The organism is Pseudomonas sp. NGC7, assembly GCF_047159675.1.
Lineage (GTDB): Bacteria > Pseudomonadota > Gammaproteobacteria > Pseudomonadales > Pseudomonadaceae > Aquipseudomonas > Aquipseudomonas kermanshahensis.
In genome coordinates, this window is record NZ_BAAFZY010000001.1 from 6248131 (window position 1) to 6260377 (window position 12247).

A 12247-nucleotide genomic window follows, 5' to 3' on the forward strand; every position below is an offset into this window, starting at 1 on the left:
AGCCCCAGATCAAGACGGGCTTGGCGTAACGTTGTCAATCAAGAACATCACTCTCTTGGGGTTCCCATCCCTTCATCAGGATTTTCCTGCTTCTTGCTATCCTCATCGTCCTCTAGATCGTCATCCATGAGCGGGTCATTCTCCACGGGGTCAGGCGATGCAGGATCGTCTGGATTCAGCTCACCTTGTCTTCTCGGATCAGTGCTCATTTCTGCATACCTCTGAAGAAATGCGTGGTACCACACCTCTTGGATGAACCACTGAAATCCTCGTTCGACTGGAGTTGCTGCCGCCGGTCGCGCTATCGCCCGGATGCGGCACCTGGGAATCCATGAGAGGCGGCAACATCCCGTGCTCGAGAAACGCCCCACAGAAGCGCCGTAGTCATGGATTGTCCGGGACGCGCCTGGTAAGCCTCTTCATGGATGGGCAACCCGTTTTGCCCATAGAGGCCAATAAACAACTGGGTAGCACCAACTCGGGAAAGGCGCACCTGGACATCAATTGTGAGCCCGGAATCCAGCACCTCAGTGTGAGTTCGGCAGTGCAACTGGGCGTCTACCCAATTCAGGTATGTCTGGCCTCTGGTTCTCATCGCTGTCTCCGTAGGTGAGATTTAAGTAAGGCAGACCGGCCATCCGTTTCAACGCCGCTGATCGGACTCTGGGAACTCGCTGTCCTAACAGCCAGTATCGATTTCGACCTCCTCTGCAATGCGATTTTGAGCGACCCTGAGCATGATCAGCGCTGTCATTAGTAATGCCATTTTGATAGCCACTGCCGATTATCGCCTTCCAGTTTTCTTACACATCGAATGGTGTAATCTCCCGCCGCTTTCGTACCCATCCCCCCTCCCTACCGAGTTTCAGGAGTAGCTAAACGTGGAATGCTGCAACATTGCCGCTGCCGCAATACTGGCTTGGCGTAACCGTTTTTTGAGGGCAGGTTCACTCGGGGAGGATGAATACGAGAGTGCTTGCCGTAGCGCTGAAGATCTGGAATTCTCCGGGATGATCAGTCGTAGACAATGGGTTCATCTGGTGAGGCAAGCCAACGCTGCGCTTCTCAACATTGATGAGACCCGAGCGGCCTGAGAAGCCATCCGCCGCAGCAGAATAATGAACGGGAGCGTGGTTCAGGAGCCAATACCTTGACCAGTCACAGCATGACTAAATAGGTAGAAACCCATGGCTGAACCAAAGGAAACCACCGATCTCCCCCTTGATCCCTATGTTGATCCAATACCGCACAACCCTGGTGAGCCCGTCCCGGAACCTGAAACTGAGGCTCCTGATTGGCCCGAGGGTCAGGTACCCCCAGAGGAGCAATCTGATGGTTGATTGTCATCCTCTACGTACCGCTCGCTGAGAGTTTGGGTTTACCTCACCCTCCAGAGGATAGTTAGCCTCTCATTTTCTCCCCGCTGAGCAGCGGGGAGAAGCGCCGACACTCCAGAAGGCCACCGTGACTCGTCCCGTCTGTCATCTTGCCCCAAGTCAGAGATCCTTACCGTCTGACTCGTTGGTCTGAACTTTGATACCCGACATGGCTTCACCTGCATACCCGCCCAAAAACCTTACGGCTGCAGGAGCTGACGTGTATGAGAGCGCTGACCTACCACGGAGCAAACGACGTCAGGGTCGATAACGTCCCTGATCCCATCATCGAGCAAGCAGACGACATCATCCTCAGGGTCACCGCGACAGCGATCTGCGGTTCCGACCTACATCTGTATCGAGGCAAAATTCCGGAAACCGAAGCAGGAGATATCCTCGGCCACGAGTTCATGGGAATCGTCGAGGACACCGGAAGTGCAGTCACTAATCTACAGATTGGCGACCGAGTGGTGATTCCCTTTGTTATCGCCTGCGGCAGTTGCTTCTTCTGTCAGCACGATCTGTTTGCCGCCTGCGAAACCACCAACACTGGGCGCGGCTCAATCATCAATAAGAAGGGCATTCCTCCAGGCGCGGCGCTGTTTGGATACAGCCATTTATATGGCGGTATCCCTGGCGGTCAAGCTGACTACGTCAGGGTACCCAAAGCTAATGTCGGCCCCTTCAAAGTCCCTACTGACCTATCCGATGACAAGGTACTGTTCCTGTCCGATATTCTGCCCACCGCGTGGCAAGCGGTCATTAATGCCGAAATTGGCCAGGGTTCATCGGTGGCCATCTACGGAGCCGGGCCAGTTGGTTTGCTGAGTGCCGCCTGTGCACGAATGCTCGGTGCCCAGACTATCTTCATGGTCGATGACAATGATTACCGCCTGGCATATGCCCGCGACGCTTACGGCGCTGTACCCATCAACTTCGAGCAGGATGACGATCCTGCAGACAGCATCATTCGTCAGACGCCAGGTATGCGCGGCGTTGACGCGGTGATCGACGCGGTCGGCTTCGAGGCCAAAGGCAGCACTGCCGAAACGGTGATGACGGCGCTTAAGATTGAAGGCAGCAGTGGCAAAGCGCTGCGCCAGAGCATTGCTGCAGTGCGTCGTGGCGGGGTTGTTAGCGTCCCAGGTGTATATGCCGGCTTTATCCATGCCTTCATGTTCGGCGATGCCTTCGACAAGGGACTTACCTTCAAGATGGGCCAGACCCATGTCCAGAAGTACCTACCCGAACTGCTGGAGCACATCGAAGCAGGACGCCTGCAACCGGAACTGATCGTCACCCACCGCCTGGCACTCGAAGAAGCGGCCATGGGCTACAAGATGTTCGATCAAAAGCAAGATAACTGTCGCAAGGTCATCCTGGTGCCAGGCGCTGCGGCGGGCACCCTAGGCCCTGACTACGTGTAGAGAAGCCAAGGTCATGAACGGTCTCGCCAGTTACGTCTGGATTGCCGTGGCGGCAATTCTCTTACTCATCGACCTGTGGGCCATCGTGAGCGTATTCAGGAGCGACAAGACGGATGCGGTCAAGGCCGCCTGGGCTCTGCTGATCGTGGCGCTACCGCTTGTTGGATTGGGTATCTGGGGCGTTGCTGGCCCGCGAGGCATCAAGCGAGGCTCTGGGCCAACTTCTGACGAGCACAGCAAAGGCTGACATTTCTGAGCACCACCTATAGGGGGTTGCAACATGATTGATCAAGCGACAGGCATGAAATTAGGCGAACGCTACAGCGTAGAGAACGTCGAGCGCGCCCATCAATTTCCCGGTTTCTTTCTGGATGGAAAATACTACCTTGGCCCTGAACTGCTGACGGCTGTCGGCTGGCTCGAGGGGACAAAGTTCATCTATGACAGCCTGGATGCGGAAGGCGAGCCAGTCTTCCCGGATCGGGTGGCAGGCACCATCGAGGGGCTGAAATTGGTGCTGATCGACGGCCCCCCCCTCGAGCTCTCGAGGATAGAAGCCAGTTCCATCCTCGCGTCGGCGACTAACGAGCCGGAGCAAGATCCACCGCCAGCCGAGCGGTCACGCCCAGCACCGACAAAAGGCCCCCTGCGGGGCAAAGTGGTGGTCATCACCGGCGCTTCAAGCGGCATAGGCAGGGCCGCCGCGCATGCGTTTGCCTGCAAAGGTGCTCGCCTGGTGCTGGCCGCACGCGATGAAGAAGCGCTGTTCGATGTTTTGGACGAGTGCACCGATTGCGGGACGGACGCCGTGGCAATTACCACCGACGTGACCCGCAGCGACCAGGTGCAAGCACTGGCCAAGCAGGCAGCTGAATTTGGCCATGGAAGGATCGATATCTGGGTCAACAACGCCGGCGTTGGCGCGGTCGGCAATTTCGAGGACACGCCATTGGAGGCACATGAACAGGTCATTCAAACCGACCTGGTCGGTTACCTGCGCGGCGCCCATGTGGCCCTGCCCTACTTCAAGGCGCAGCGCAGCGGCACTCTGATAAACACCCTGTCACTGGGCAGCTGGGTTGCCCAGCCCTACGCAGCGGCGTACTCGGCAAGCAAGTTCGGCCTGCGTGGCCTGACCGACGCGCTGCGGGGAGAGTTGACGGAATTCCCCGACATCCATGTCTGCGACATCTACCCAGCGGTCATGGACACGCCGGGTTTCAGGGATGGCGGCAACTACACCGGCCACGCCCTCACCCCGCCTGGGCCGATCTACGACCCGGAGTTGGTGGCAAAGGCCATGGTGGCATGCGCCATTTCCCCTCGTGCGCACACCACAGTAGGCGCCGCCGCCCGCGTCGCCCATCTGGCCAGCTTCCTGGTTCCAGGACTACCGCTGCTTTCCGGATGGCTGACACGCTGGGGCTTAAACCGCAGTCCCAGTGCAGCGATTTCATCGGGCAATCTGTTCGAGCCACCCAGTAGCCGACGCAGCGTGGATGGCGGCTGGCGAAACCGCAAAGACAACAAGCCGTTGTTAGTGAGTGCGGCAGTCCTCGGCATCATTGCCGGGTTAGTCATTACCCGCACGCCAAGGCGGCGTCGCTGATTTGAACCACTCAGCATCGCGCAGGAACTTTGCCTGCTGGTGCCGGCCCCTATATGAGTTCTATCGGTACGAGGAGATGAACGATGAGTGCACAACTGAACGGCAAGCGCGTGGCCTTTCTGGTCACCGATGGCTTCGAGCAGGTAGAGCTGACGGGCCCGCGTGAGGCCTTGGAAAACAGCGGTGCGGTGGTCGATATCCTAGGTGAAAAGGAAGGTGTGGTTCGTGGCTGGAACCATGACAAGCCCGCCGACGAATTCGCCGTTGATGCGACGTTCGACGGTGCCGACCTCAACCTCTACGACGCATTGGTGCTGCCTGGGGGCGTGCAGAATTCCGACACCATCCGCCTGATCCCCGGTGCGCAAAAGCTGGTGAAAAGCCATGACGCGGCTGGCAAGCCGCTGGCCGTCATCTGTCACGGTGCCTGGCTGCTGGTGTCCAGTGGTTTGGCCAAGGGCAAACGGATGACCAGCTACAAGACACTGCAGGACGACATTCGTAATGCGGGTGGCAATTGGGTGGATGAGCAGGTGGTGGTGGACGGCAACCTGATCACCAGCCGCCAGCCCGACGATATTCCGGCCTTTAATGAGCAGTTGATCAAGGCATTGGCCGGCTGATTTCGCGTTCGAAACTGCAGGAGCTTTCACCATGAGCGAGTACCCTACCCCTCCATTCCCGTCGCAACCGCAAAGCGTTCCAGGCTCACAACGCAAGATGGAGCCTTATCCAGACTGTGGTGAGCAGACCTACACCGGCAACAATCGGCTGGAAGGCAAAATCGCCTTGATCACCGGCGGCGATAGCGGCATCGGGCGCGCAGTTGCTATTGCCTATGCTCGGGAGGGCGCTGACGTTGCCATTTCCTACTTGGATGAACACGAAGATGCGCAAGAAACCGCGCGCTGGGTTGAGGCTGCTGGCCGCCAATGCCTGTTGCTGCCAGGCGACTTGGCGCAGAAACAGCACTGCTACGACATCGTCGACAAGACCGTGGAGCAGTTTGGTCGTATCGATATTCTGGTCAACAATGCCGCGTTCCAGATGGCTCATGAGGGCCTGGACGAGATTGACGATGATGAATGGGTAAAGACCTTCGATACCAACATCACCGCCATTTTCCGGATTTGCCAGCGCGCGTTACCCTCAATGCCCAAAGGCGGTTCGATCATCAACACCAGCTCCGTCAACTCTGACGACCCATCACCCAGCCTGTTGGCGTATGCCGCCACCAAGGGAGCCATTGCCAATTTCACTGCGGGCCTGGCTCAATCACTTGGCAAGAAAGGCATTCGGGTCAATAGCGTGGCGCCCGGCCCGATCTGGACACCGTTAATTCCTGCCACCATGCCCGATGAAGCCGTCAGGAACTTCGGTTCGAGCTACCCGATGGGGCGGCCAGGGCAACCTGTGGAAGTAGCGCCGATCTACGTCTTGTTGGGCTCCGATGAAGCGAGTTACATCTCGGGCTCACGATATGGAGTAACCGGCGGCAAACCCATCCTCTGAAGGCATTGCTGAGGCCAGATATTACTGGCCTCGGTGCTTCTTCGTCTCCCCTTCATGCCGCGCTGTTTTCTGCGCGGTCGAGTCATGATCAGTGCCTGACGAACCATCCGGTCGGTGAGCATCGTTGTCGCGTTCTTCTTCACCCTGAGTTTTTGACGGGGCCTGCGGTCTAGGCCCGGCGTCGGTGTGCTTTTTCATAGCCTGCCCTACCCTTATATCTATCATTCATATAGCGGTTCGGAGCACGGCTCCGCGCTCCCTACAGTGATGTCAGCACGAGCAATAAAGTTCAGGTCAAGAAACCAAGCGAACCTGCGCTAAACCGGTGAACCATTTGCCTGACTGGTACGTCCACCGCAAAAGAACAACGAGTCGACACCAAGATGGCAAGTGACCCCGTACTGGCCGTGCTCGGCTATCTCAAAGACCACCACTTGGTACTCACCACTGCCGAGTCCTGTACAGCAGGCTGCATGGTCGCTTTGCTGGCGGCCTTCCCTGGTACGGGCGAGGTACTGGAAAGCGGCTATGTCGTGTATTCGCCCTCCGCCAAGAAGCGGCTGCTAGGTGTGAGTCCGGAAACCATCGAACGGTACGGGCTGACCAGCGAGCCAGTTGCCTGGGAAATGGCGTTAGGGGCATTGAAAGACAGCGATGCCAACGTCGTTATTGCAACGACCGGTGTAGCCGGGCCTGGCCCAACATCCGGGGTTTTACCCGGCACGCTGTGCTTCGCGTGGGCGTTCGCCGGCGAGCCGATTGCCGTGTTTACCCGTACCCAGCGATTTTTTGGAGAGCGAGCGCAGGTCATGCACGACGGCGCCGTCTATGGGCTCACCCGCCTGATCCATTATCACGAGCGCTGGCTACGTGGGGAGCGCGCCTGAGGGGTATAACTGTGGCTGAGGATGAACTGGTGTCGAGACAGCACCCTGTCCAGGAAGACATGGCCATGCAACAGCGCGTTTGGCGCTTCGAACGTGTGGGTTGGTACGTGCTGTTGGTCATTGTCTTACTTGGGTTGGCCGGCGTCTTCGGCAACGGCCCGCTCAGCAATGCCCAGGTCACAAGCGCAGATGGCCGTTTGCATGTCGAGTATCAACGCCTCAGCCGTAGCGGCACGACTGACTCCCTGCGCATCACGGTTCGCGGTAGCGCCCGAGAACCCATCATGGTGCTACTCGATGGTTCACTACTGCGCGAAGCCAGTATCGAAACCCTGCAACCCCAACCACAAGCCTCATTATCACAGGGCAAGGCCATTCTGCTGAAACTGGGTACCAGCGAGGATGGTATTGCCACACTCTACCTCACCGTGCGCAGCGAGTATGTGGGCACCCTTGAAGGTATTGTGCGTGCAGGCCCATCCAGTGCTGTCCACTTCACCACTTTCCTATTCCCTTGAGGAACGAGTGATGGATTCGATCCTGCGCGCAGCCGGCATGTACGTCGCATTGATGCTGTTGTTTCGCGTCGCCGGCAGACGCTCACTGGCCGACCTGACCACCTTTGACTTCGTACTGTTACTCATCATCGGCGAAGCGACCCAACAGGCTTTGCTGGGCGATGACTTTTCCTTCACCAATGCCATGTTGGTCATTGCGACGCTGATAGTGCTGGATGTCGGACTGTCGCTCGCAAAACTCAATTCCAAGCCCTTGGCGCGGCTGCTGGACGGCCACGCAACGCTGGTCGTCGAGAATGGCCGTTTTCTCCACCATCGCATGCGTCGAGCCCGGCTAACGGAAGACGACATCCTCGAATCGGCGCGAGACAGCCAAGGGCTCGAAAAAGTAGAGCAGATCAAATTTGCCATCGTCGAGCGCAATGGAAAGATCTCGATCATTCCCGACGAGTGAAGACGCTCTTATGCCTGAGCTGATTCAAGTGACGAGGATGGCATGATGAGGTTCGATAACGGGGATGGACACACAACCGCGCCGGGTAATGAGCCACTCTCGCATCCGGCGGGTATCGAAGATTTGCCCCTCTTCCATCATCACCAGAACGAGCGTTTGGGACATGCGATAGCTCCCGCACTGCGAGCAATGGCGCTCCTCCCAACCGGTAGCACATTCAACGGACTCAGCATGCCCGGCGCAAATCAGACAAGTCATGAAGCCTCCTTTTGCTCTTGTTAGTAGGAGGGTTGAAGTCAGGCGACTGGAGCCTGTGACGCTATTGAGATTTCGATGAGCATTTGAAATTCCCTTTATGTGAATCCGTGAAAAGCGCGCGAGCTGGAAACTGAGACGAACTCTGCATTCGACCGCTATGTCCGAACAGGACAAACTACCTCGGAGGCATCGCGTGGAAATTACATCGGTCGATGGATGGCAGCACGGTGAGCCTCAGCGAGATGAAGGCGGTTGGTTGTTGCTGGAGGAATACGGAGCGCTCGGCGATGGGCGCTCTGTAGCCTTGATTGGCCTGGATGGATCCATCGACTGGTGGTGTGTACCCCACATGGATTCCCCGCCTCTGTTCGACCGATTACTCGCGCCCCATTCAGGTGGGTTCTTTTCCATTACGCCTTGCGAAAACTACCGCGCAAAACGCCGTTACCTTCCAGACAGTAATGTACTGGAGACACTGTTCGTCACGCGCAATGGCCGTGCCCGACTGACCGAGTCCCTCAACAGCGGGCCAGCGGGCCGTTTGCCATGGGCCGAACTCGGCAGACGCATAGAGGGTATCGAAGGGCAAGTCGATTTCAACATCGCCATCGACTTCGGCACCCAAGCCGACACCGTCAGTCCCTACCTTGCACCTAACGACAACGGCTGCGTTTTCCATGCCGGGCACATTCTCGGTATGTTCATCCACGACGCCCAGGTGCGTATTGAACGCAAGGACGATATGGGCGTCAGGGGATTCGTCAGCGTTGGCCAAGGACAAAGAACCGTACTGGCTATCGTCGCGGGACGGGATGAGCCGTTGGTGCTTCCCCCGCTCGAACTCATCGACGAACGTATCGATGGCTCCCACCGTGAGTGGCAGCAATGGTCGAAAGGCCTGATCTACGACGGCCCGCTCAAATCGCTGGTTGTCCGCAATGCGCTGGCATTGAAGCTTCTGCTGTCCTCACCGAGCGGCGCGATCATGGCGGCAGGCACCTCGTCACTGCCTGAGCGAATAGGCGGGAACAAGAACTTCGATTACCGCTTCGCCTGGATCCGGGATGCCGGATATACCATCGAAGCCTTCCTCGCTATCGGCGCGCAGCCTGAGGCCAAGGCAGCCTTTACCTGGCTGTTGAATCGGCTAGGTGAACATGGCCCACGTGTATTTTATACACTCGACGGTGCCATCGGCGATTGCACCCGCCCGGTAGACCTGCCGGGTTACAAAAACTCGCCACCGGTGGTGGGCAACGACGCCCGCGACCAGCTCCAGCATGGAATATTCGGCGACATATTCGAGACCGCCCGTTGCTTTATCGACAGCGGAAATATCCTTGACGCGACAAGCGCGACGATCCTCTCAGGGCTGGCCGATCAATGCGCTGACAGCTGGAGACAGGCCGACGCCGGTATATGGGAGCTGCATGAAAAACGGCATTACACCTTGTCCAAGATCAGCTGCTGGCAGGCGCTGAGTCGGGCCATAGAGTTGGCAGATGGCGGCCACCTGCCGACCACCTGCCGTGAGCGGTGGCACCGTGAGCGTCAGCGTATCCAAACGTGGGTAGATGAGCATTGTTGGAACGAGAAACGCCAAACCTATGTGTTCTATGCGGGCAGCGACCGCCTGGACGCGTCCATCGCACTCGCAGTGCGTTTCGGCTACCCCTCAGGGCCACGCTTGCATAGCACACTCGAAGTCATACAGGCGGAACTGGGGACAGGGCCCTTTCACTACCGATTCAGTCAGGCCAGTGAAGAGGAAGGTTGCTTCCTCGCCTGTACTTTCTGGCTCATCGAAGCTTGGGCACTGATAGGTCAATGCGACCGCGCAGAAGACGCCTTCCACCGTGCGGTAAACGGCCTTGATCACGGCGTCGGCATTTATTCCGAAATGGTTGATCCATCCACCGGCCAGTTTCTTGGCAATCTGCCGCAGGGCTTGACCCATCTCGCGGCATTGCGCGCCGCACTGGCGATAGGGGGGCAAGGGCCAGAGCGCTAAAACAGATCGGCCTTACGCCAGTCATCATGATCGTTGAACCCTGCTGTTTTGGGCCACTCAACTCCTAGGAAGTCAATATTTATCCGCCCGTGACGAGGTGCCGCCATGAATGCTATTGATCTGCTGATTCAAGACCATAAGGTAGTCAAGAAACTGCTGGAAGAACTGTCATCGACCACTGAGCGAGCCGTAAAAAAACGCGCTGATTTGCTGCACCGCATCGGACAAGAGCTGCAAATCCACACCGCGTTGGAGGAGGACATTCTCTATCCAGCGATCAAGGAAGCCGGTGGTAAAGAGGAGGCCAAGATGTACTACGAGGCCAAAGAAGAACACCGGACAGTGGACTCACTGGTACTCCCTGACCTACTCCTTACCGAAACAGGAACGCTCGAATTCGCCGGTCGGGTGAAGGTGATGAAGGAACTGCTTGAGCATCACATCGAGGAAGAGGAAGGCGAGCTCTTCCCCACCGCGAAGAAGCTTCTCGGTAAAGCTCAATTGGAGGAGCTAGGACAAGCCATGGAGACCCAGAAAAAGGTACTAAAAGGCGAGCAGCGTGCCGCTTGAATCAAACGCGCGTTGCCGGATCAGCGAGCTGGCAATGGCGTCATGAATTGACGATTGGAACAGAGCCTGATGGAAAACTGGATCGAATTGCTGGAATGGCCTGCCATGGCGGTCACGGTATTGGCGGCCTGGTGCATAGGTTCGCACCGTCCTGGACGACGCATGGTGGGTTTCTGCTGCTTCATCGCCAGTAATCTACTGTGGTCGGTTTGGGGCTGGCAGGCTGAAGCTTGGGCATTGATTGTGCTGCAAGTAGTCCTTTTCCTCATGAATCTGCGGGGGTGGAGGAAAAACAAATACTCCTCGAAGAAAGCTCAGAGGGCGACGGCCACCCCCCAGGCGAATTGACCCGATCAGCCACGAAGAAACCCATTTCTGACAGTGCCGGCGGCAGAATCATTGACTAGAAAAAACGTAAGGTGATCCTGCCTTCGATGACCTAGAAACGCCCCGGTAACGAAGCTCTCGATGATTGAGTCGAATGCTGTCCTTGCTTGGGGAGCGCCTGCTCTATCGCCACGGTCAGCTCGTCGAGAGACCAAGGTTTGAAAAGGTAAGTTACTGGGGGGGTGACTTGCGAAGCATCCAGTTGATAGCCCGAGGTGAGGATGGCTGGTAACCCAGGCCACTTCTCATGCGCCATCGAGATGAATTCCATTCCCTTAATACTGCCGGGGACTCCATGGTCTACGACCATCAATGAGCACTCACCTTTCAGGCCCATTAGATGCATCAAAGCATCTTCCGCATTGCCAAAAGCCTCGCAGGCTGCTCCCAGCTCCACAAGGATGTCCACCAAGAGCGTTCGCAAGGTTTCATCGTCCTCTACCACAACGACTGTCATCCCTGACAGTGACAAACCCTCTACATCGAGTTTCATCTTCCTCTCCTGTCCATAGCGGAAGAACTGAGTGTTCCACTCGTGGCTGCATACGTCGATGGCGGCATATGGCCATGCACCACTCAAACCTCATCGCCTACCCAAACATGGCCCTGGATCTCTCGCAAAAAGATCTCCAGGGTCTTTGGGCCTATACCTTCAAAGGACAAAATCCAGAGCTTGAAATCTTCATTGCTGAGGTCGCCAGCTTGCAGCGCCTTAAGTTGAGCCGCCCACTCTTCTTCCAATCTGCTGGCCAGTGCATGGAGACGCCGGGCGGTGGACTCATCGTAACGAGCATAACCCCCCTGGCCGAGCAGACGGACAAGGGTCGAATGCGAGCAGCGAGCAAGTTTGCCCGGTGTGTCGGCTCCGTGCTGATAGACCAGGACTCGATAGGTCTGAACAGCAACGCTCGAGCGTATACGTTTTCCCATCAGGAAACTGGCGAGCAACCACCTGAACAAACCGTCGGCGCTCGTGACATCAATGCCGAGATCACGAGCTGTGACAATGGTCACCCCTTGGTTCGACGCGGGTCAGCCGAACGAGGGTAAGTTCGCTCCTCTTCAATCGTGCCATCTGCTTTGTGAATCTTCACAGAGACCGTTTTGCCTTCAAAGAAATCCGGCAGCATGCTGACCAGTTCCTGCTTCGTCGCTGCGCGCTTGGATGCCCGGTCAGCACCGGCTTTCTTCAACTCCCAGCCATCCGACGTCGGGCTTAGGTGATAGTTCTCCATAGT

The 12247-nt window shown here is 57.1% G+C and carries 16 protein-coding genes; 11 read left to right on the forward strand and 5 right to left on the reverse strand.

Annotation, left to right across the window (positions count from 1 at the left end):
• Nucleotides 1–47: 47 nt before the first annotated feature.
• Nucleotides 48–209, reverse strand: a complete 162-nt coding sequence (locus ACMCNM_RS27975; protein WP_180688411.1) for a hypothetical protein — start codon at nucleotides 207–209, stop codon at nucleotides 48–50.
• A gap of 1391 nt (nucleotides 210–1600) precedes the next feature.
• On the opposite strand from ACMCNM_RS27975, the gene ACMCNM_RS27980 reads away from it, so the two are divergent.
• From ACMCNM_RS27980 to ACMCNM_RS28015, 8 genes are all read left to right on the forward strand, one after another.
• Complete coding sequence (locus tag ACMCNM_RS27980) at nucleotides 1601–2803, forward strand: zinc-dependent alcohol dehydrogenase (protein ID WP_412765817.1); 1203 nt, start codon at nucleotides 1601–1603, stop codon at nucleotides 2801–2803.
• A gap of 13 nt (nucleotides 2804–2816) precedes the next feature.
• Nucleotides 2817–3050 (forward strand): PLD nuclease N-terminal domain-containing protein, encoded by a 234-nt coding sequence (locus tag ACMCNM_RS27985; RefSeq protein ID WP_412765818.1) that lies wholly within the window; start codon nucleotides 2817–2819, stop codon nucleotides 3048–3050.
• 33 nt (nucleotides 3051–3083) lie between these two features.
• Nucleotides 3084–4412: an SDR family oxidoreductase gene (locus ACMCNM_RS27990; protein ID WP_412765819.1), complete on the forward strand. Its 1329-nt coding sequence runs from the start codon at nucleotides 3084–3086 to the stop codon at nucleotides 4410–4412.
• A gap of 83 nt (nucleotides 4413–4495) precedes the next feature.
• Nucleotides 4496–5035, forward strand: coding sequence for a type 1 glutamine amidotransferase domain-containing protein (locus ACMCNM_RS27995; RefSeq protein ID WP_412765820.1), 540 nt, complete (start codon nucleotides 4496–4498; stop codon nucleotides 5033–5035).
• Nucleotides 5036–5066: 31 nt separating this feature from the next.
• Nucleotides 5067–5924: an SDR family oxidoreductase gene (locus ACMCNM_RS28000; protein WP_180688416.1), complete on the forward strand. Its 858-nt coding sequence runs from the start codon at nucleotides 5067–5069 to the stop codon at nucleotides 5922–5924.
• A 383-nt stretch (nucleotides 5925–6307) separates the two neighbouring features.
• On the forward strand, nucleotides 6308–6811 hold the full coding sequence (locus ACMCNM_RS28005; RefSeq protein ID WP_064614494.1) for a CinA family protein: 504 nt from the start codon (nucleotides 6308–6310) through the stop codon (nucleotides 6809–6811).
• Nucleotides 6812–6876: 65 nt separating this feature from the next.
• The gene (locus ACMCNM_RS28010) at nucleotides 6877–7329 is read left to right on the forward strand and encodes a hypothetical protein (protein WP_412765821.1); all 453 of its coding nucleotides are present in this window, start codon (nucleotides 6877–6879) and stop codon (nucleotides 7327–7329) included.
• 10 nt (nucleotides 7330–7339) lie between these two features.
• The gene (locus ACMCNM_RS28015) at nucleotides 7340–7783 is read left to right on the forward strand and encodes a DUF421 domain-containing protein (protein ID WP_412765822.1); all 444 of its coding nucleotides are present in this window, start codon (nucleotides 7340–7342) and stop codon (nucleotides 7781–7783) included.
• A 24-nt stretch (nucleotides 7784–7807) separates the two neighbouring features.
• Here the strand turns inward: ACMCNM_RS28015 and ACMCNM_RS28020 are convergent, their stop codons facing one another.
• Complete coding sequence (locus ACMCNM_RS28020) at nucleotides 7808–7948, reverse strand: hypothetical protein (RefSeq protein WP_412765823.1); 141 nt, start codon at nucleotides 7946–7948, stop codon at nucleotides 7808–7810.
• A 349-nt stretch (nucleotides 7949–8297) separates the two neighbouring features.
• Here ACMCNM_RS28020 and ACMCNM_RS28025 point away from each other — a divergent pair, with 349 nt between their 5' ends.
• The 3 genes from ACMCNM_RS28025 to ACMCNM_RS28035 all read left to right on the forward strand — a co-directional run bounded on the left by ACMCNM_RS28025 (nucleotide 8298) and on the right by ACMCNM_RS28035 (nucleotide 10970).
• Nucleotides 8298–10052, forward strand: coding sequence for a glycoside hydrolase family 15 protein (locus tag ACMCNM_RS28025; protein WP_412765972.1), 1755 nt, complete (start codon nucleotides 8298–8300; stop codon nucleotides 10050–10052).
• A 105-nt stretch (nucleotides 10053–10157) separates the two neighbouring features.
• A complete protein-coding gene (locus ACMCNM_RS28030; RefSeq protein WP_412765824.1) occupies nucleotides 10158–10622 on the forward strand; it encodes a hemerythrin domain-containing protein in 465 nt (154 codons plus the stop codon).
• A 69-nt stretch (nucleotides 10623–10691) separates the two neighbouring features.
• On the forward strand, nucleotides 10692–10970 hold the full coding sequence (locus ACMCNM_RS28035) for a hypothetical protein (RefSeq protein ID WP_412765825.1): 279 nt from the start codon (nucleotides 10692–10694) through the stop codon (nucleotides 10968–10970).
• A gap of 91 nt (nucleotides 10971–11061) precedes the next feature.
• On the opposite strand, the gene ACMCNM_RS28040 is transcribed toward ACMCNM_RS28035, so the two are convergent.
• The 3 genes from ACMCNM_RS28040 to ACMCNM_RS28050 all read right to left on the reverse strand — a co-directional run bounded on the left by ACMCNM_RS28040 (nucleotide 11062) and on the right by ACMCNM_RS28050 (nucleotide 12244).
• Nucleotides 11062–11502, reverse strand: a complete 441-nt coding sequence (locus ACMCNM_RS28040; protein WP_412765826.1) for a response regulator — start codon at nucleotides 11500–11502, stop codon at nucleotides 11062–11064.
• Nucleotides 11503–11585: 83 nt separating this feature from the next.
• Nucleotides 11586–12023, reverse strand: coding sequence for a DNA methylase (locus tag ACMCNM_RS28045; protein WP_412765827.1), 438 nt, complete (start codon nucleotides 12021–12023; stop codon nucleotides 11586–11588).
• Nucleotides 12020–12244, reverse strand: coding sequence for a DUF2188 domain-containing protein (locus ACMCNM_RS28050; protein ID WP_412765828.1), 225 nt, complete (start codon nucleotides 12242–12244; stop codon nucleotides 12020–12022). Before ACMCNM_RS28050 ends, ACMCNM_RS28045 begins: the two co-directional genes overlap by 4 nt.
• Between the last annotated feature and the right edge of the window lie 3 nt (nucleotides 12245–12247).